The sequence below is a fragment of the Limnofasciculus baicalensis BBK-W-15 genome (assembly GCF_024178385.1).
In the GTDB taxonomy this organism is placed as follows: Bacteria; Cyanobacteriota; Cyanobacteriia; order Cyanobacteriales; family Coleofasciculaceae; genus Limnofasciculus; species Limnofasciculus baicalensis.
In genome coordinates this window covers 32076-50999 of record NZ_JAMZMM010000003.1, presented here as the reverse complement: position 1 = coordinate 50999, position 18924 = coordinate 32076, and the positions used below count along the sequence as shown (strand labels likewise).

Genomic DNA, 18924 nt, shown 5'->3' with positions numbered 1-18924 from the left:
GGGCTAGGGGTGGGAAACTGTTGTTGATAATCTCTAAAAATTAGCAATTAGCAATTAGCCATTAGCCATTCTCCCATTACTAGGCAGTTTAGTTACGGAACCGTTAATCTGGAAAAAAGTTAGGTATAAAAGAAGGTAAGCAACCCCGGTCTAAAGACACGGTGGCTCTCAGCTAAGAGATTAGTTGAAGCCATGCTTGCCAGACTAAGTACCACGAGTACTACGTTTTTCGAGTCACGACACCCCGTGGATGCGTAGCTAGTCCCTTGCTCTGTCATCTGCAATTAAACAGTCTGCTCTGTCACTGAGATAGTGTTGCAGGTCTAAAAAGCTCTTAAAACTTTGTCAAAGCTAACATTACTGAAAAGGTCAGACGCAACAATGTCTAAACTAGCAAATTACGTTTTTGTTCTTGATACCAACCGTAAACATTTGACACCCTGCAAACCATCCGTAGCTCGTAAGTTACTGAATGTTGGCAAGGCTAAAGTTTTTAGGTTGTACCCGTTCACAATTATTTTGAATAAGGAGGTAGCAGGCACACCAGAACCTTTGATCCTGAAGATTGACCCTGGTTCTAAAACAACAGGATTAGCTATTCTTTCAGGTTGTAATCTGATTTGGGTAGCCGAATTAAGCCACCGTGGTCAAACAATTAAAGCTTCTCTAGAATCCAGACGTTCATTGCGTCGTGGTCGTAGAAATCGACACACAAGATATCGTCAAGCTCGATTCCTCAATCGAACCAGACCAAAAGGTTGGTTAGCGCCAAGCCTTCAGCATCGAGTTGAAACAACTTTAAATTGGGTTGACAAACTGTCAAGAATTGCACCAATTAGCGCTATTTCTCAAGAGTTGGTTAGGTTTGATTTGCAGCAAATGGAAAACCCAGAAATATCAGGGATTGAATATCAACAAGGTGAATTAGCTGGATACGAGGTGCGTGAGTATTTATTAAACAAAAGGATGGTTACAACTATGGATTTTGAATATTGTAGGCGGTTAAAACCGCTGCCGCCTCTTCCTCTCTGGTCTAAAGACACAGAGTTTCCGACGACGGAGGTGTTCTGATGAGTCAGCGTGATGGTTTTACAGGCGGATTTTTAGCTGGAATTCTATTGGGTGGAGTGGTTGGTGGAGTTATTGGCGCATTGGTAGCCGATAGGCGGAACAATAACAGCGACGATACCGAACAGCCTTTGCTGAATGCGAAACGCTCAGAAGCTAAAGCACTCAAGACGAAAAAAGCCGAGCTTCAGACAGAAGAAAGCATGGAAATGGCACGTCGCAGCTTGGAGGATAAAATTGCCCAGCTTAATACAGCGATTGATGATGTGCGCGATCAACTCGGTCAAGTCAATGGTAGCGCCGATCTGCCCTACCGGGAGCGATCGCTCGATTCTTAATCGGGAATTCCACAACGGGAGCGATATTTCGGGTATATATCACCAGAGATGGGGAAACCAGATTGGGATGATATCCGTTAAACTTACTTAAAAGGTCAATCTGCGATCTGCTGGGCTTTACTCGCAAGCGATCGCAATTTAGTAAATCAGTTTTTCCAGTTATGAGTGCTACAAATCTTCTCACTGACAGCCTTGCCAACTTCCTCCAAATCTACTTGCTCCTGATATTCATCCGCATCCTGTTAACCTGGTTTCCCACGGTTGAGTGGATGAATCAGGTTTCCTCTGTCTTAAGTCCAATTACTGATCCCTACCTGAACATTTTTCGCTCCTTCATTCCACCAATTGGCGGGATGGATTTGTCTCCCATCCTCGCAATTTTAGTCTTGCAAGTCGTGGCTGGATTGTTCGGTTAGGCTATAGAGAATGGGGAATGGGAAGGAGAGTTTTGAGTTTTGAGTTTTGAGTTTTGAATTAAAATTCTCCTCTCCTCCTCTCGCCCCTCAACTCAGCGGCGGACAATGCCTATAAAACCAGAGGCTTTGAATTGTTCCAGTATTAGAGGCGTGGGTTGATTCTCTGCCACCGAAATTCTCAATTCAAAATCACTCACGCCAGGTGGTACTTCATCAATTCCACCGACGCGAGTGCGGTTTTGGAAAACTGAGTTATGATTGGCATCGTAAATGCGACCAAAAACATCGGCATTGACAACCATTTTCCCAGAATTATTAATCGCTTTTCCTGTAATTAAGAAGCAATTAGCGCGGGCGCTAGAGCCAGCTACTACAATCCCTTCAGCCAACTTTGCGGGACATTCCTTGTAAGAAATATCTGATACTTGAAGTTGTACTAAGGCAAAAGCACTTGGGGCAAATACCCAACTAATTGTCCAGAGAAGACAAGCAACAGTAATTGTTGTAAACCAAGATCGAAATTTCATAAATCTAATTAACCTTTATAGATAGTGGCACTATTCAGCTTACCGCTAATTGTAGTTTACTAACAGCAGATTATCTTGCTAAGTCAGAAATAACTTCTGCTAAACCAGCGACGACTCTTGCCAGCTTATTATAGTCAATTTTGTCGGGAGTATCTTGTTCTGTATGATAATAATTATAGCGGTAAGGAGCAGTATCTGTTACCATAATTGCCTGGTAACCTGACTGCCAAAAAGACCAATGATCTGACCAACCAACACCAGGAACCCAATTAGGCAAAACAGCGCCTTCAGAAGGAAATTGAGCATGACGACGAAAGGATGAGATCGCATTCCTCACTAATTCCCCAGAATTAATATTACCAATAAAACAAATAAAATTACCTCGATCTGGATAGAATAGTCCTATGGGAAAAGGATATTTTTGACTGCCTTTGCTATCTGAGAAATAGCCCATTGTTTCCAGACTCAACATAGCCACAATGTTTTCCTTTTCCTGGCGTGACTGTTTGGCATATACAAAACTACCCATATTATCTGTCCAAAAAAACGGCGGTTCCTCATTAGTAAACTCAATAAAGCGAATCGTGCGATTGTTTTCTTTTTTAGCAAATATCTTCGCTAATTCCAAAGTAGCTGCTGCACCTGTACCATTATCATTAGCACCAGGGCTGCCAAATACAGAGTCATAATGACCGCCAATTACTACAATTTCATTGGGCTTTTTGATACCGATTTTCTCGGCAATTATGTTATAGTATGATTTTTCATCTATCTGGTATTCTTGTCTTTTTACTTCATATCCTACTTCACTAAAAGCAGTTTCGAGAAAATTGGCAGCAGCATTAAGGTTTTTATACTGATTAAATTCGCGGATACCAATATCATCAGCTAGCTTTTTAACATCTTCTTGGAGGGCATTTTTTAGGGTTATTTCTGATTTCTGTAAGGGAGGGAGTTGCGCTTGATAACTTTGTTCAGGCATCCAAAATAGTGTAAACCAGCCCCAGATACTCAGAATTAGCAAGATAGCGAAAAGTATTGCCAAGCGGATTAGGGCTGGTTTGGTGATGATTTGGATTCTGAGTCTTTTTTTTGGTGAATTTGGTGACATATTTTCACTTTTACTTAATCGGTTATGGCTCTTCAAGATATAAAGTATAGCAGTCGCCAAGGCGCTTAGTGCATTTTTGGTCACTTTGTCAGTGTATTTCGACTCTGATCAATGACTTAACCGCCCTGGCAGTTGCTATAACATCAACATAAAAGAATGGTATCTTGTGCCAATCTTGACGCGCGTTGATTAAAGTTTCTTGAGAAAACATACTTACTTTATACTTGTAACCGCGACTATCTTTAAAACTTCCATAGCTGGGAGAGTTAGCATTTTCTATCCGTCTTACTGCTTCCCATCCACAACACAAGAATCGCAATTCAGACATCTGGGATTTTTGCTGTAAAAACCTTTCAACTTTTGCTGCATCTTTGGTGGTGATTAATTCTATAATAATTTTTCTATTGCCTGCCTTTCTGTCATGTTTATCAAAGCTACAATTACGGATTCACCAGCATAATTTTACTTTGATTCTGGTTATGAGAAGGGACTGGTGATGTTGAATGCTGTATCCGCCATTCAAATAATACTATTGCTAAGGCATGGGTGACATTCATCGAGCCATTGACACCATACATTGGGATCTGTACTGCCTGTTGGCAATGCTCAAGTATTTTAGGAGAAACTCCATGTCTTTCATTCCCATGGGAGATAGCTTTGGGATATATCTGCCAGCTTCCCAGTTTTGCACAGTAGTTACAGTCACGCCCAATTCCAGCGCAATTTGCCGCTGTGTCACATGGAGTGATTCTCGTCGTTGTTTGAGTTTTTCTCCCAAACTAGCCATTCTGGTACTATAATGCCCTCAAACGCTTTGGAGAATTAAAAGCCGAATTTCGTATAACAGGACAACCTGTGGCTGATTTTAATTTATTGATTGCCAGTATTGCACTTACAGAAGGCTGCGTATTGATTACGAATAATATTCGTCATTACGATCGCATTCCCGGACTACAGATCGAAAACTGGAATGAACCATAGTAGTCCAGCAAACTAAAATTAAGATTCTTTAATTTACCATATTGATAGCGATGATTCCGATTAATGAAGCCAAACAGCGATTGCAAGATTTGATTGATACTGTGAGTCAATCCCATCAGCCGATTGTAATTACTTCCCAAAACAGCAACGCGATTTTACTGTCAGAAGCAGATTGGTTGGCGATTCAGGAGACGTTATATTTGCTTTCGATACCAGGAATGCGGGAATCAATTCGTGCTGGTTTGGCTACTCCAATTGAAGAGTGCAGTCAGGAGTTGGAATGGTGAGTTGGGAATTAGTTTACACAAAACAGGCTCAGAAAGATGCTAAAAAATTGACTCAAAGTAACTTAAGAGATAAGGCACAAGCACTACTCGATATCATTGCAATAAATCCATTTCAGAATCCCCCACCTTATGAAAAGCTGGTGGGGGATTTATCCGGTGCTTACTCGCGACGCATTAATGTTCAGCATCGTCTCGTCTATGAGGTGATTGAGTCACAAAATACGGTGAAGATTCTGCGGATGTGGACTCATTATGAGTAATTTTTTTTATGGTATAAGTGAAGGTGCGATCGCACTGCGGGAATAAGAAGCTGCGAGAAGACTTACAGCGTAAAGCCTTGCAGCAGCGCTTCGCTATCGCAAGGCTTTATGCTGTACTAGAATTATATAAAATACAATTTTTAGCAAAATTTTTATGAGTGTCTTAGTTCCTGATGATATTATCCGCACCGCCAAGATAACGGAGGATGAATTGAAGATTGAAATCGCTATTGTATGAATTTTGAGTAGTTAGATTGGTGTTACATTATTCGCTGAATAATTACGTGTTGCTAACCAACGTTCTAAGGATTTTTGACTTTCTCCACTACGCCTACCTGCTAGCAAACCCTCAATCCCAATATGCTCATCCAAATCACTCCATTCAATTGCATAACCATCTGCCAATAACTGCCAGTTTTGGCGTTCATTGAGCGAGCCGTACATTAAGCGAGGATACCAATTTAATGGGATACTGATACTACGACCATCAGCGAGATCGACAATTAGTTTGTCATCTGTAATGGTGACTTGGCTAGCAACGGGATCTGTCTCAAGCGTCAAAGTAATCATGCCAAGCATCCAGCAAAAATGTTTGATGTTCTGTTACCAGTTTAGCAATCTGGTTTAACTCATGCTCCTTGAACCCTCGGTTTTTTTCCAGGCTGATGGGAGCCAGCCAGTATTTAGCAAGTTGACGATCTCGCTTGATTCAGTCATGTTTAATCCAGGCGGAATTGGAGCAGGTGGAGTAGCGGGAGCAGGGGGAGTGGGTGGAGTAGGTTGGTCTTTAGGAAGAATTGGTGGAACAGAAGCAGGAGTACTCCAAACTTTTGTAGGAGTTTCGTCACCAAGTGGAACAACTTTTACCTCATCATTTTGGATAGAAGCGGTCAATTCTTCTGAAACCACCACCTTAATCCGGCGTTGAGCTGGGATTACATTAGGTTCACCATTCCGTTTGCGGCGCTCAAATTGCCCGTAATTTTTGGCAGAAAGAGTGAAGCCGAAGAATTCAAAAGGTTCATCAGAGTTTTGAAGAAGACTTTTAGCCTTTTCTTCAATCAAATCAAAAATTAATTTTACCGTTTTTAACGGCAAATCAGTTTCTAGTGCAATATCAGTCAGTAAGTTCATCTGGGTTACGAATAAATGTCAAGGATTACCTGCTTGTCTTCCTCAGAAATTTCTGGGTCAAGCAAAATAAAAGCAGTGGTTTGTGCTTTCCTAAATCTTACCGAATATACCAGGTATTGTCTAGTCTCGCCAATTGTTATTTTAGGGCGATCGCTATCTTTGACAAGCCCTGCGGGATGCCATCCAAATTGTTTGGTGGCGTTGGGGTACAGCATGTCTGCCGATAAAACTTCGGCTCCATTTTTTCCCCTAGGAGCCATCAAAAATTTTACATTAACCAATTGACCGCGCCATGGCTTGTCTTGTGGTGCTGACCATGAGTAATATTGAACACCATAAATGTCAACAAATTTTGGTGCTGGTTTCTCTTGCGCTTCTCTTAATTCCTCCAAAATATAATCAAAAAACATGGTAAAAACCATCCCCGCCCCACCTGAACTAGCATCATTAGCTACTCGCCAATAAGCTGCTGCCCACGATCGCCCTGTTAATGGATACCAATATGGGGTTTCAATCCTTTCCAGAGCTATTTTTTGCCACCTTGAACTTACTTGTAAAAGTTTTTCGTAATTACCATTGTTAGCATCTTTCCATTCAATTGCTTCTTTCATCTCTGAACGATAAATTTCTCGGTCTTTATAGGCTGTATCAATTTGTTCTTTTACTACTTCTTCATCCGCAAATAATGTGTCAACAAACACATTGGGGCGAATGTTAGACCCTAGTTCTTCATGTCGCCAAAAACTATTAACTTCCCTGACTAATCTGGATATGGTGTCTTGGGCTTGTTCATCAACCTGACATTTGCGATCGCGGTAACATTCAGGATTTTTAAAATCACTCAACCACGGTATTTTTATGTCTTTTAAAAACTCACTTACACAATTAAAACCGTTTTGATTGTTGGGATAAGCTGACTTTAAACTATCAACTGCAATTTGTAACTGTTGTCCTAAAAACTCAATAATAGTCATTTCCTGCCATTCTTTTTGCTCGCCTCCAGGAGGGATTTTTAAAACAACATTTTCTGAATTTGATGCTTTTGCCTTAGCAATTAATGATGCGACAATTCCCGTTCTATCGTGCATTGAACGGGAAGTAATTACTTTTAGATCGCCTGTAAGTGCCACATTGGGGAATTTAACCGTGTAGTTACCCAATGGCAATTCCTTTAAGCTCGTTAAAGGAATTGCCATGTCATACCCACTTGTATCTAGTTTGGGGTTATAACTTATAGTTCCCTTTCCAATCCATTTTTGAAACTCAGCAACTCTAAATTGAACTGGGAGGTTTACATCTGACTCATTTATATACCCCTCATCATCTACCAAGGGAAGCCCCAGGAAGTTCATTAACCTAGCTGATGCCTTGGCATGTGAGTCACCCGTAAACCAATGATAATTGTTGGTTGGTGTCTTTGGAGATAAACAGAACTTTGTAATTCAGTTATCAGAGGAAACAGCATTTCTCTTAAATGGAATCAGAGTGATGGGAGAGGTTCCCTCCAGAAGTATATTTTCTATTCCTGGTGGTACTACACTCAGAGGTAAGTTTTTAGTAACGAGGGTTAGGTGATGAGCGTATTTAACCTTGATAGAGCAATCGAATATTTGGAAACTAACCAAACCGAAAAACAGGTTCCTGCCTTAGAAGATGCTACAGAAAAGGTAGAGCCTCTTTCAATGTCAAATTGAGCAATTTACGTCGTTGTTTGAGCTTTTCCCCCACACTGACACTAGTCATTAACTACCTGATTCCAGAAATAATATGGTTAAGTTAAGTTAACTTAACTATGATGAAATGCCTCTATCTCATATATATCAATACTTTCAGCCGACGAAAGTACGAACTCCGGGGGTAACTTCCGTTCTATATCGGTGACTGCGGTAGGTGATATCTCAATTCCCCTCGATTTATACTGTCCAATCCTCAAGGGATAAATCTGGAACTTTACTAAAGGTTTAGGTCAGTCCGCTCCATCTGAATTCTTATGCGTTGCAATGAGTTAAACTTATGAAAATTAGTCATAATCTTGCAGTTTTGGAGTTAAAGCGTGATTGACCTCACCGCTGACGCTTGGGAAAAACGGTACCAGGAAGGTCAAGATCGTTGGGATTTGGGTTGCCCAGCTCCTCCATTGATCAATCTTTTGGCATCCGCTCAAGCCCCAAAAGTGGGCAAAATCGCAGTTTTGGGCTGTGGCAGTGGGCAGGATGCAATGCTATTTTCAACGGCAGAGTTTGATGTCGTCGGGTTTGATTTTGCGCCCAGCGCAATTGAGCGTGCCCGTGCTACTGCCAAGGCACGAGAACTAGATGCTCAGTTTTTACAGCGCAATATTTTTGAATTGGAAGCCGAGTTCCTCAATAGTTTTGATTACGTATTGGAACATACTTGTTTTTGTACCATTGATGCAACGCTGAGACCAAAATATGTACAAGTTGTCAAAAACTTATTACGTCCTAACGGTCAACTAATTGCTCTGTTTTATACCCATTCTCGGGCAAATGGTCCTCCATTTTGCATAAAGCCGCAAGCGGTTTTAGATCTCTTTGCCCCGCACTTTGATATCCTCCTGTTTAAGACAGCGCAAGACTCGATTGCTCGTCGTAAAGGGGAAGAACATTTGGCAATTTTCCAGATGAGATCAAGCTAGCAGCCACAACCACAACCACCGCTTGCCGCTTCTGCTTCTGCCTTAAAAATCTGCTTTAAATCATCCAGCGCTCCCCCGGAAAGCACGGTGTACCCATAAAGGGCAAACCGTTGCATCACATCGTAGACATCGTGGTTTTTCTGGATATCTGCCAGTATTCGACCGCCCCAACGGGTGCGGAAACCAGGTACAATACAGCATAAAGTAACAATACCAATCGACCAATGTAAAACTGCAAAGATATTCATCTCTGAGGGTTGAATACCTAGAAGACTTCTTACAGCTACCATCAATATTCCACCGAAAATTGATATAAAAAGGAAGAGTACAAAACTTGCTCCCATAAAAGCTGCCCACCCTGTCATCAAAAGTTTCTCCTGCTCCAGGGAGCTTCTGAGAAATTTCGTGTTGTATTTGCTAGCTTGCCGTAGCTCCTTTAGAACTGGAGTTCGTTGAGCCTGCTCCATCACTTGTCGTTCTAAAGTAGCTGCTTCGTAAGGTAGTAGCTTTTCGATTGCAAATGTCCGATTTCGCACATTAGGACGTAGACATCCCTGATGTACTAGTTGTGTAATCGCTAACTCCACTGCTCGTGAGTCCCCACCTGCTAAATAAGCGATTTTATATATATCCAGTTGAGGTTTTTGGGGCTGCTGGCTGGGGCTGCGAATTATATAACGTAATATCAGTCCCAGGATGACAAATCCACAAATAGGAATAACAAACTGATTGGCAGGTACATCACGCGCCACCTGCCCAATGGGAGATCCTTGAGCTGCACGGATCCAGGCAATTGTTGTCATGCAGGTAATAATGGCAAAGATACTGAAGGGTTGGACAAAGATACTAAGGGGTTGGGCAAACTTCAAGTGAGGGAATCGCTTGGGAATGACCCAATGGTCGTTTAAGCTCACTCGCTGCATTTTCAACTCTGCGCCAAACCGCACATCTGGGGGCGACCAAATGTCGGTGGGTGGAGAGCCAAAAAATTGCCGATAACTTGCGATGGTTTTCGTGTAGAGGTGATGAAATTCTGCCCGTTCTACCCGTCCCCCCCGTGCTGGATGATGATGTAGTTTTTTTCCTAACACCTTTGGGCAAAACTCTTCCCAGTAGGACTGAGTGAGGAGCACATGGGCGTGCCATACCTGGTCTACCTGATCAGAGGGCACTATCTGATGGTTGGCGACGACCGTGAGAAAGGCAAACTTTTTATACTCTGCGATCGCCCTTTGGGTATAGGTCAGGGTCCAACCCTGATTTTTCATGAGATGGCGGGTAAACCCAAACTCATGGGTTGGGTCATCCAATTCAAATGTTTGTAGCCGCTGATAAAGGGCTGACTGGAACGTATCTAGCATAGGTACTAAATTTTCTAAAAGGGTATAATCATCTTGAATGACATCTAGAGATAAGTAAATATTGGGGAAGTGTAGTAAAGTGTAATCAAGTGTAAGGGAGCCACAGAATGCTCTTGTCGTTTTGTCCGTTGCCAAATAGTGACTGATTATGAGCTGGGATTCTTTCTTAGAAGCACTTTGCAATTGTCAAGAGTACGGATTGACCTCTCTTGAAGCAGACGTAGTCATCTGTCTTCAAGAAGCTCAATGTCCAACTAAAAGTGAATTGCTAGAAGCCTATCTTGCGTCATACTCAACAATTGAAGAGGAAGCTTTTACCCAAAGGCTAAAGAATATCTATAAAAAATTTAAAATTGTGGGAAAAGGGCATAAGCTGCCACAACTTCATAAACGTTTAACTGAGCAGTATCTTCAATACCAGAACAACGATATATTCTTTTCGGAAATCGGCTTGAATTACATTTATCCAAATTTTCCTAGAGATGCCTTTGGAAAAGCAATTGATAATTTGATCGATTCGGACAATTCAGAACATAAGCAAGTAGATATTCTCCAAACCTTTGCACCCAATTTGAATGACTATTTTGAACATCTCACTCGATGCCTCCAAAATGGCGTTCAGGTCAGAATATTGCTAGCTTGGCCCTATTCCGAAGCAGCAAAACTGAGAGAAGAGGTTCTGAGGAGGTATGCCAATAGCAGCATCGGGGATGAGATTAATATTCGAGATTGCGTAATTGCCAATCTGGAGACGTTAGAGAAAATCATCGGAGTTTCAGACACTTCTAAACTTATCGAGATTAAGCTGTATGATACGCTTCCTTCTCTAGCAATTTATCGAGCTGGTAGTTATATGTTGGCAGCACCTTTTCTCCACGGATCGCTTGCTATTAATACGTTCCAATTAGAGCTGACGCTAAACTCTGCCAATCAACTCATCACGGATACCTTACAAAAAGATTTTGAGTTGATGTGGCAAGTTGCTCGTCGCTTTTATCCAAATCCAAACCGCAATTGGAGAAATGATCTGAAAATCCTATTTACGAGTTAAAAATTATGATTGAAACCCTCAACGATTTCGAGATTTCATTGATTACGAAGTTTAGAAATCATCCATTGTTTAGCCAGATTGATGCGATCGCTTGGGAAGACCTGCTGGCAATTCTTATCCAGCGCCGCTTTTTATCGCTTTCTATCGTCAACCTTTACGAATTTGTGATTGATGCTCTGACTGATGAGGGGATCAAACGGACAGTTAGAGGGATTCTGAATGAGGAATTTCCACGCAATACAAAAGGGGTTCCCCTACCTTCTCATCGAGAGCTACTTTTCCAAGATCTGCTCAATTTAGGTGCGACTTCTGAAATGATACTAATAACACCGGAAACACCAACCACTCAAAAGGTTAGAAATGAGAGCTATCAGTGCATGATCGGTTGTCTGGGTGAAAAGCATTGTCAGGTGGGGCTGGTCGCATTTCTTCGCTTTTGGGCAGAGGTGCTGGTCTCAGTTGAGTATTCCTGTCTTTGGCAACGAATTTCTGAACGCCTATCCAATGGACAATCACCACACAAAATCAGATCAGAGTTCTATTATTTCCACATGATCCATGACAGCAGAAATTCAGATATTGGACAAGAAAGCATTCTGGGCGGATTGACCCATTCTCAAGAACTGGCGATTCATTTAAAGAGACTCATTTCGTCTAAAGATGCTCTAGTTTACTGCCTTAATCTTCAAGAGAATTCATATCAGCTTAAATGTCAATTTTACGATCAGTTCATCAGGGATCGCCCCGTCAGCTTTTGTCAAAAAAAATGACCTATCTGAAGCATTTGCTGCCTACTTTAAGCAATTTCAAGATGAAACCAATGCTTACACTCGACTGGGTAATGCTTTAGTCACTTGGAGGATGAGGGCGTAAGAATAATTCGTGTATCTACTGATGACTGTAAATCAAGCGATTCTGCTAAGAAGACGGCAAAAACCATCCTATCGAGAATTGAACGAATATTGGAGAGTCGCTAACTAGGGTTTGCTGAATAAGAGGAAAAAGACGATGGGCAAAAGGCTGTGGAATAGTTCTGGCTCCTTTCGCGCTCGCATTCATGGTAGTAGCGAAACTATCGGTTTCTTGTCGAGATGGATATGTATTTTTAGACCGTATAGACTGGAATAACTTTAATGAATCACTCGATTTAAAAGCGCAAGTAGAAGCATTTAAAGAAGCCAGAGGAGTCTATCCAGAATCGGTACATGTTGACCGAATTTATCGGACAAGAGAAAATCGAGCCTTCTGTAAAGAAAGAGGAATTAGAATCAGTGGTCCTCCCTTGGGGAGGCCACCAGCTAATGTCAGTGCCTCAAAGAAAAAGCAAGCTCAATAAGATGAGAGGGTTCGTAATACGATTGAAGGAAAATTTGGAGTTTCTAAACGTAGATATAGCTTGAATCGAGTCATGGCTAAACTACCTCATACTTCTCAAACTGCGATTGCCATTGCTTTTTTAGTTATGAATCTTTCCACCCTGCTGAGGCAGGGGAAGGGGATTTTTTTTGACTTCAAACCCTCATTACACCTTTTTTGGAGGCAACTATTAATTCCGGTTATAATTGGGGAAATTGTCAAGAAGAAAAGCTCATCATTTCTTCAGGGTTAAATAACTAATTAATCCATGGATTGTCTAAATCTGACTTTTTCAACACCCCCACATTAATTCACCGCATCATCGCACACCCCCACCAACTAACTGAGTCTGTTGCACAGGAGGAACCTGTCGATAACTAGCAAACTCCATGGAAAAACTAGCCTGCCCCGCAGTAAAAGATCGTAAATCTTTCGCGTAACCAAACATTTCTTTCAATGGCACTTCGGCACGAATTACCGAGTAACCTTCCATCGTTTGAGAACCTAGTAACATTCCACGGCGAGAAGATAAATCTCCCTGTACTCTGCCCACATACTCGTTTGGTGTTTCCACTTCCACTAGCATAATTGGTTCTAAAATAATGGGTGCTGCTTTTCTAAAGCCTTGCAAGAAACCTTGCTTGGCTGCGGAGCGAAATGCTAAATCCGAAGAATCAACATTGTGATAGTCACCTCCGGTTAAAATTACTTTAACTCCAGTCACGGGATACCCAATTAACAGTCCACTTTGAGTACCATCGTGGCATCCTTTCTCGCAAGCGGAAATAAACTGTTTGGGAATTGCACCGCCAACTACCCGATTCTCGAAAACAAAGGGTTCATCACAGGGTTCAATTCGTCCGATGACATGGGCGAAATCACCGGAACCTCCTGTTTGTTTTTTCAGGGTATAGTCGAATGTTGCTGGTTGGGAAATTGTTTCTCGATAAGCAACCGCAGGCGCACCAACATAAACTTCAGCATTGTATTCCCGCTTCATTCTTTCGATGTAGATTTCTAGATGCAATTCTCCCATTCCAGAAATTAGGGTTTGTTTGGATTCTGGGTCAACTTTAACGCGGAAAGTTGGATCTTCTCGCGTAAAGCGATGGATGGCTTTGGAGATTCGATCCATATCATCTTGATGTTTGGGAGTGACAGCAAGAGTTACCACTGGCTCCGGTACAAACATACCTTCTAAGGAGAGATTAACTCCTTCCGAACAGAAGGTATCGCCAGAATTACAGTCAATCCCAATTAGCGCCACAATATTACCTGCTGGTGCTTCCGATATTTCCTGTCGATGATTGGCGTGCATCCGGACAAATCGCCCAATTCGCAATCGTTTGCCTGTGCGAGTATTGTAGACGGTATCGCCTTTTTTGAGAGTACCGGAGTAGATGCGAGTATAGGTTAATTGTCCCGTATCTTCATCGGTAAGTTTGAACGCCATGGCGACTAGGGAAGTATCTGGATCAGCGTAAACTTCAACAGTTTCGTTGGTTTTAACGTCAAAGGCTTGCACTACCTCACGATCCATAGGAGAAGGTAGATAAAGCGCGATCGCATCTAGTAGATTCTGCACCCCCTTATTTTTATAAGCGGAACCAATTAGCACTGGAGTTAGTTGATGATTTAAGGTTCCCTGGCGAATGGTATCCCAAATTAATTCTTTGGGAACTTCTTTACCATCAATCAACAATTCCATCATCGGTTCGGAAAAGATGGAAATGCGATCGAGGAGTTGATCTCGTGCTTCTTGTGCCTCAGATTGTAAATAATCTGGAATTGGCACAATCCGATGCTCTTCTCCTTTTTCTCCTTCAAAATAATGGGCGTTCATTTCAATTAAATCGATAACGCCAGTAAAGGTATCCTCACTACCGATAGGATGCTGAAGTAAGAAGGGATTTAACCCCAATTTCTCTCGCAGTGCTTGCACAACTCGGAAGGGATTTGCACCCAATCTATCCATCTTATTAATAAAGGCAATACGCGGCACTCGATAGCGCTTCATTTGCCTGTCTACGGTAATAGATTGAGATTGAACACCTGCAACTGCACAGAGTACCATAACTCCACCATCAAGTACTCGCAAAGCTCGCTCTACTTCTATAGTAAAATCGACGTGCCCGGGAGTATCAATCAGGTTAATTTGGAGATCGTGCCACATGCAAGTTGTTGCAGCAGAAGTGATAGTGATGCCTTTTTCTTGCTCCAATTCCATGAAGTCCATTGTCGCACCTGCACCCCCTCCTCTTACTTCTTCAATTTTGTGGATTCTGCCAGTGTAGAAGAGAATTCGCTCCGTAAGAGTTGTCTTTCCGGAGTCGATATGGGCTGATATCCCGATGTTACGGATGTTTTGGAGGGGAATCATCGGATTTTCTCCTTTTGTGCTTTTTGTGATGGACAATTTGTTGCCGTTTGTGGGGCAATCTCTTTTATGCTACACGTATAATACATACAGTGTCAAGGAGGTGGAAATGTTTCTTATCAATTTCTTTAGTGTGGGGATGATATGTTTTTTTTAACGCAGAGGTGCGCAGAGGGTGGTGGGGAGGTGCGCAGAGGTTTTGGGGGAAAGATGGGGTGCGTTAGATAACGCACCCTACAGATAAATTAATTCTTTGAGCCTCTTTTAAAATTGACTTAAATTTTCATTCAGTCGGTTTCAACTGAGAGCTTGCACCATTGTCGGTAAGCCTTACAACCCGCCGTAGAATTAATTCTACGGCTAATAGCTCAAGTCCATTAAAATGGACTGAAATTATTATGCCAGTCAGTTTTAACTGACTTGAGCTATTAGACAGTGGTTTTAACCACTGTCGGGTTATTGTAAGTGGTGCAAGTTGTTAGAGCCAAGATAATCGCACCCCTCATCCTTTACGCGATCGCAATTCTCTGACAGGATTAGAGATCCCACTGCCGAAACCGTCGTGGAAATTGCTGAAGCACTCAAAAGGATCGATCCTGATGCCACAGCAAAATTTATCTGGCTATATGTGGGTGATTTCCTGCAAAATAAAGCTCGGTCAAACGAAGGCTGAATTTAGAAGTATGAAGTGCAAAATCTGGAGCAAGTGTTTGCCAGTAATGGCATGATCTTGAGCTAATAATTTTGATGGCTACTTTTGATGTGTTTAATCGGTTTTTACATCGCCATATCTACAGAAAAACCTTTCAGACTCTCATTGAGATGATAAAATCTTGAAATGACTCACCATAATGTATAAAACCTGCTAAAGGTCAGTAGCCCTCCTTTGGATTATTCTACCACGATCGCTGAAACGACGCAATCTCGTAAATTATTAGGAATTAATCTCAATAAATTTCACGAAGTTAAGCGGCTTTCAGCCATTATTTATTTGTTAAGTTATGTGAAGAACATTCTTTTTGAGGGAGACGAGGGAAAAAATAGTACTTTTGATCTAGTTTGCTGGCTGGAGCGATCGCATTCCGGACAAAACCTACTCCCCACTCCCCAACCTATAAAGGATGTTGTGCGGGTACGCCAACTCCACGGGGAAATTTCACCGGAGTGGGTGAAATAAGACGTAAATATAAACAATGACGGATACTATTACTTAAGGGTGTAGTAAATTGTTCGATCGATTCAATTGCTCCTCCTAACTGTTCAACCGCTGGCTTGAGTCCCTCCATTTCTTCATCTGTCCAATTACCTCGATAAAGAATCGCTAATCCGCCAACTTTTAGGAAAGGTAGGGCATATTCAGCACAGACAGAAGCGGAGCCAACGGCACGAATTAAGGCAATATCGTAAGTTTGTCGGTACTTTTTTTGTCTGCCAATATCTTCCGATCTTCCCATTATGCTTTCAACGTTGTTAATGCCTAATTTGGCAATTAATTGGTCGAGAAAGGTAATTTTTTTACAGGTAGAATCTAGTAAGGTAACTGAACTTTGAGGAAATGTTATCGCAATTGGCAATCCGGGAAATCCTCCCCCTGTACCGATATCAATAATTCTGAGTGGAGAATTCACTGAGGTTAATAAGGATCTCACTCCTCGCAGAGAATCCCAGATGTGCTTTTCCCAAAACTCATCTGGTTCAGTTATTCGAGTCAAATTTAAGTGGCGGTTAACGGCTAAGATTTCATCGTAAATAGATTGAAACATTTGCTGCTGTGTTTCGTCCGGCTGCCAATTTAGAGTTTCTTGCCAAATCTCCTGCTTTTCTGGCAATAATATAGTATTTAGATTACTTGTCATGGGTGTTTGGGTACTGTTGAGCTTGAGTTATTTTTGAAATTGTTAAGATCTTTGATAGAGGATATCGGTTGAATATAAGACATTTTTTTTAACGCAAAGAGCGCAAAGGAAAGAGCAGATTAACAATAAACAACCAATAATAAATAACCAATAACCAATAATCAATAACTAACAACTAACAACTGTTGTTTTTTTGGCTAAAGAGGTGGGATCGACGGCTTCTAATTCTCCCTGTTTAATTGTCCAACAGCGATCGGCAATTGGCAATAGATCGCCCGCATCGTGGGTGACAATTAATAGTGTCCAATGGGTTTTCAGTTTTGCCAAAAGATTGACTAACTGACGGCGCATTGACCAATCTAAACCTGCGGTTGGTTCATCTAACATTAACATGGTTGGTTGGCGAATGAGTTGGACGGCTAAAGCAAGCCTTCGCTGTTGTCCTCCACTTAAAGCATGAGGGATGGCATTTAGGGATAAATTTGCTAATCCAACTTCTTGTAGTGCTTCGTAAACTTTTTCAGTACTCAACTCTGGATGCCCAAGGCGCAATTCCTCTAAAACCGTACTACCGCAGAAGTGTCTTTCGGGAAACTGAAATACTAATCCCCCCAACTGTTGTAAGTCATCAGAGATTAAATCCTGATCTCGCCAGAATATATTACCTCCTGTGGGTTCCGCTAACCCTGCTAATATTTCTAATAATGTACTTTTACCTGAGCCAGAAGGACCAATTACTAGTCCTAGTTGTTGGGGTGCTAATTCCAGATTCAAAGCTTTTAAGATCGGGGTAGGGGTAGCAGGGGGGTGGTACGAGAGGTTTTTGAGATATAGCATTCAGAATCTGTCAGAGACATTATATTGTTTTGAGGTATAGAGTGCGATCTCCTTGGAGCAACGCTTTGCGATCGCACTGGGCTACAATCGGTAAGGTTGATCCCTAGAATTACAGCAGATTCCAGGTTTATAAAGCACAGCCCAGAAACCCGGTTTCTTTGAGAAACCGGGTTTCTCTGTACCTCACATACCTGAAAATAGCTTTATTTATCGGCTAAGTTGAGGGAGCGATCGCCTCCTTTTAATTATTACATTGATTTTCCCAAGGATTCCCTAATGGAACATCAAATCAATTCTAACGTCAAGGTTTAACCGAGAGTTATTTTTGGATAACAATGATCGATTGCTTTGCCACACCAAAACGAACAGTAACAGCTTTTGCTGGTGCAGCGGTTGTCTTGCTTGGTTTTTTATCACAACCCACCCTTGCTGGCGATCCCTTTCGTACCAGTAATCCCCGTGCCATTGGCGACAATACCGAAACTGCTTTTGAATTAATATTCAAGGATGGAGACTATAAAAAGGCTAAAGATTATCTGCAAAAAGCAGAGTCTACTGAAGGGAATGAACCTCTAGTTTATGCTTTGCTAGCATCTTTGTCTTATCTTGATGCCAAATCGCAGAGTAAGCCTAATTTCGATAGTTTCAAAACCTACGCTAGCAAAACTAGAACAACCGCTGAAAAACTAGCTGCTACCGATTCCTTGCGCGGTAACTTATATATGGCAGTGGGTCATTTTTTAGAAGGGGCTGCTGATTTTGAACAAGATGGACCAGTCAGGGCGGTAAGCAAGTTACAGAAAGTGTTTGAATATTTAGATGAAGCCAAAAAAAGCGATCCTAACGATCCAGAATTCAACCTAATCACAGGCTACATGGATTTAATGTTAGCCGTAAATCTGCCATTTTCCGATCCCGCCCAAGCAATTCAAAAGTTAGAAAATTACGGTTACCCCAAATATTTATCCTATCGGGGGATAGCAGTGGGTAAGCGCGATCTCAAAAAATACGACGAAGCACTCGACTATGTAAATCGCGCCCTCCAATTAACGCCAAATAATCCAGAGGTTTTATACCTAAAAGCCCAGATATTAGTACGTCAAGACAAAGATAAAGAAGCACTCGATTATTTCAACCAATCCCTAGCCAAACAGACACAACTCCCCAACTATTCCGCTGCCCAGATTACTTACGAAAGATGCAAAGTCCAAAATAGCCTCGATAATGGCAGTCGAGATTGCCGAGCAGAAAGAAATAAAGTTAGGGCAGGAAACAATTAAAATCAGGAGTTAGGCAAAGAAACTCGGT

Annotated in this window: 22 protein-coding genes and 3 pseudogenes; 12 read left to right on the top strand and 13 right to left on the bottom strand. The window is 41.8% G+C overall.

Annotated elements, in window-relative coordinates; translation table 11 throughout:
* Nucleotides 1-381 precede the first annotated feature (381 nt).
* The 3 genes and pseudogenes from iscB to NJ959_RS00700 all read left to right on the top strand — a co-directional run.
* A pseudogene (gene iscB / locus NJ959_RS00710) lies at nucleotides 382-963 on the top strand (RNA-guided endonuclease IscB); the annotation flags it as partial.
* Between the two features lie 107 nt (nucleotides 964-1070).
* On the top strand, nucleotides 1071-1406 hold the full coding sequence (locus tag NJ959_RS00705) for a ssl2009 family thylakoid membrane protein (protein WP_254009815.1): 336 nt from the start codon (nucleotides 1071-1073) through the stop codon (nucleotides 1404-1406).
* 161 nt (nucleotides 1407-1567) lie between these two features.
* Nucleotides 1568-1822 (top strand): YggT family protein, encoded by a 255-nt coding sequence (locus tag NJ959_RS00700; RefSeq protein ID WP_254009814.1) that lies wholly within the window; start codon nucleotides 1568-1570, stop codon nucleotides 1820-1822.
* Nucleotides 1823-1914: 92 nt separating this feature from the next.
* On the opposite strand, the gene NJ959_RS00695 is transcribed toward NJ959_RS00700, so the two are convergent.
* The 5 genes from NJ959_RS00695 to NJ959_RS00680 all read right to left on the bottom strand — a co-directional run bounded on the left by NJ959_RS00695 (nucleotide 1915) and on the right by NJ959_RS00680 (nucleotide 4247).
* Nucleotides 1915-2349, bottom strand: coding sequence for a hypothetical protein (locus tag NJ959_RS00695; protein WP_254009813.1), 435 nt, complete (start codon nucleotides 2347-2349; stop codon nucleotides 1915-1917).
* A 70-nt stretch (nucleotides 2350-2419) separates the two neighbouring features.
* A complete protein-coding gene (locus tag NJ959_RS00690; RefSeq protein WP_254009812.1) occupies nucleotides 2420-3460 on the bottom strand; it encodes a M28 family peptidase in 1041 nt (346 codons plus the stop codon).
* Between the two features lie 88 nt (nucleotides 3461-3548).
* Nucleotides 3549-3788: a hypothetical protein gene (locus NJ959_RS00685; protein ID WP_254009811.1), complete on the bottom strand. Its 240-nt coding sequence runs from the start codon at nucleotides 3786-3788 to the stop codon at nucleotides 3549-3551.
* A gap of 112 nt (nucleotides 3789-3900) precedes the next feature.
* Entirely contained in the window at nucleotides 3901-4074 is a 174-nt protein-coding gene (locus NJ959_RS30530; protein WP_373693577.1) for an RNA methyltransferase, read from the bottom strand.
* Nucleotides 4014-4247: a helix-turn-helix transcriptional regulator gene (locus NJ959_RS00680; protein WP_254009810.1), complete on the bottom strand. Its 234-nt coding sequence runs from the start codon at nucleotides 4245-4247 to the stop codon at nucleotides 4014-4016. The genes NJ959_RS30530 and NJ959_RS00680 overlap by 61 nt, the downstream gene beginning before the upstream one ends.
* Nucleotides 4248-4258: 11 nt before the next feature.
* Between NJ959_RS00680 and NJ959_RS30030 the strand changes: the two are divergent.
* The 3 genes and pseudogenes from NJ959_RS30030 to NJ959_RS00670 all read left to right on the top strand — a co-directional run.
* Nucleotides 4259-4441 (top strand): annotated as a pseudogene (locus NJ959_RS30030) (PIN domain-containing protein); the annotation flags it as partial.
* A gap of 50 nt (nucleotides 4442-4491) precedes the next feature.
* Entirely contained in the window at nucleotides 4492-4728 is a 237-nt protein-coding gene (locus NJ959_RS00675; protein ID WP_254009809.1) for a type II toxin-antitoxin system Phd/YefM family antitoxin, read from the top strand.
* The gene (locus NJ959_RS00670; RefSeq protein ID WP_373693576.1) at nucleotides 4725-4988 is read left to right on the top strand and encodes a Txe/YoeB family addiction module toxin; all 264 of its coding nucleotides are present in this window, start codon (nucleotides 4725-4727) and stop codon (nucleotides 4986-4988) included. The genes NJ959_RS00675 and NJ959_RS00670 overlap by 4 nt, the downstream gene beginning before the upstream one ends.
* Nucleotides 4989-5237: 249 nt before the next feature.
* Here the strand turns inward: NJ959_RS00670 and NJ959_RS00665 are convergent, their stop codons facing one another.
* From NJ959_RS00665 to NJ959_RS00655, 4 genes are read right to left on the bottom strand one after another with little or no spacing between them, the layout of a single operon-like run.
* Nucleotides 5238-5558, bottom strand: coding sequence for a DUF2442 domain-containing protein (locus NJ959_RS00665; RefSeq protein WP_254009807.1), 321 nt, complete (start codon nucleotides 5556-5558; stop codon nucleotides 5238-5240).
* Nucleotides 5539-5649 (bottom strand): DUF4160 domain-containing protein, encoded by a 111-nt coding sequence (locus tag NJ959_RS30525; RefSeq protein WP_373693575.1) that lies wholly within the window; start codon nucleotides 5647-5649, stop codon nucleotides 5539-5541. Before NJ959_RS30525 ends, NJ959_RS00665 begins: the two co-directional genes overlap by 20 nt.
* Nucleotides 5613-6122 (bottom strand): HU family DNA-binding protein, encoded by a 510-nt coding sequence (locus tag NJ959_RS00660; RefSeq protein WP_254009806.1) that lies wholly within the window; start codon nucleotides 6120-6122, stop codon nucleotides 5613-5615. Before NJ959_RS00660 ends, NJ959_RS30525 begins: the two co-directional genes overlap by 37 nt.
* A 5-nt stretch (nucleotides 6123-6127) precedes the next feature.
* Nucleotides 6128-7474 (bottom strand): hypothetical protein, encoded by a 1347-nt coding sequence (locus tag NJ959_RS00655; protein WP_254009805.1) that lies wholly within the window; start codon nucleotides 7472-7474, stop codon nucleotides 6128-6130.
* A gap of 701 nt (nucleotides 7475-8175) precedes the next feature.
* Between NJ959_RS00655 and NJ959_RS00650 the strand changes: the two genes are divergently transcribed.
* The gene (locus NJ959_RS00650) at nucleotides 8176-8778 is read left to right on the top strand and encodes a methyltransferase domain-containing protein (protein ID WP_254009804.1); all 603 of its coding nucleotides are present in this window, start codon (nucleotides 8176-8178) and stop codon (nucleotides 8776-8778) included.
* Here the strand turns inward: NJ959_RS00650 and NJ959_RS00645 are convergent.
* On the bottom strand, nucleotides 8775-10274 hold the full coding sequence (locus NJ959_RS00645; protein WP_254009803.1) for a TIGR04222 domain-containing membrane protein: 1500 nt from the start codon (nucleotides 10272-10274) through the stop codon (nucleotides 8775-8777). The two genes, NJ959_RS00650 and NJ959_RS00645, sit on opposite strands and share 4 nt — an antisense overlap.
* A 13-nt stretch (nucleotides 10275-10287) precedes the next feature.
* Here NJ959_RS00645 and NJ959_RS00640 point away from each other — a divergent pair, with 13 nt between their 5' ends.
* The 3 genes and pseudogenes from NJ959_RS00640 to NJ959_RS00630 all read left to right on the top strand — a co-directional run.
* Nucleotides 10288-11190, top strand: a complete 903-nt coding sequence (locus tag NJ959_RS00640) for a hypothetical protein (protein ID WP_254009802.1) — start codon at nucleotides 10288-10290, stop codon at nucleotides 11188-11190.
* Nucleotides 11191-11195: 5 nt separating this feature from the next.
* Nucleotides 11196-11960, top strand: coding sequence for a hypothetical protein (locus NJ959_RS00635; RefSeq protein WP_254009801.1), 765 nt, complete (start codon nucleotides 11196-11198; stop codon nucleotides 11958-11960).
* A 296-nt stretch (nucleotides 11961-12256) separates the two neighbouring features.
* Nucleotides 12257-12799: pseudogene (locus tag NJ959_RS00630) on the top strand (transposase); the annotation flags it as partial.
* A gap of 66 nt (nucleotides 12800-12865) precedes the next feature.
* On the opposite strand, the gene fusA reads toward NJ959_RS00630, so the two are convergent.
* Nucleotides 12866-14926 carry an elongation factor G gene (fusA, locus tag NJ959_RS00625; RefSeq protein WP_373693574.1) on the bottom strand — a complete coding sequence of 687 codons (2061 nt, stop codon included), beginning with the start codon at nucleotides 14924-14926 and terminating at the stop codon, nucleotides 12866-12868.
* An 883-nt stretch (nucleotides 14927-15809) separates the two neighbouring features.
* On the opposite strand from fusA, the gene NJ959_RS00620 reads away from it, so the two are divergent.
* On the top strand, nucleotides 15810-16100 hold the full coding sequence (locus NJ959_RS00620; protein ID WP_254009799.1) for a hypothetical protein: 291 nt from the start codon (nucleotides 15810-15812) through the stop codon (nucleotides 16098-16100).
* Here NJ959_RS00620 and rsmG read toward each other — a convergent pair.
* Both rsmG and NJ959_RS00610 read right to left on the bottom strand, forming a co-directional pair.
* Nucleotides 16036-16779 (bottom strand): 16S rRNA (guanine(527)-N(7))-methyltransferase RsmG, encoded by a 744-nt coding sequence (gene rsmG / locus NJ959_RS00615; RefSeq protein ID WP_254009798.1) that lies wholly within the window; start codon nucleotides 16777-16779, stop codon nucleotides 16036-16038. The two genes, NJ959_RS00620 and rsmG, sit on opposite strands and share 65 nt — an antisense overlap.
* A gap of 168 nt (nucleotides 16780-16947) precedes the next feature.
* The gene (locus NJ959_RS00610; RefSeq protein ID WP_254009797.1) at nucleotides 16948-17616 is read right to left on the bottom strand and encodes an ABC transporter ATP-binding protein; all 669 of its coding nucleotides are present in this window, start codon (nucleotides 17614-17616) and stop codon (nucleotides 16948-16950) included.
* A 335-nt stretch (nucleotides 17617-17951) separates the two neighbouring features.
* On the opposite strand from NJ959_RS00610, the gene NJ959_RS00605 reads away from it, so the two are divergent.
* A complete protein-coding gene (locus NJ959_RS00605; RefSeq protein ID WP_254009796.1) occupies nucleotides 17952-18896 on the top strand; it encodes a Sll0314/Alr1548 family TPR repeat-containing protein in 945 nt (314 codons plus the stop codon).
* Nucleotides 18897-18924: the final 28 nt, after the last annotated feature.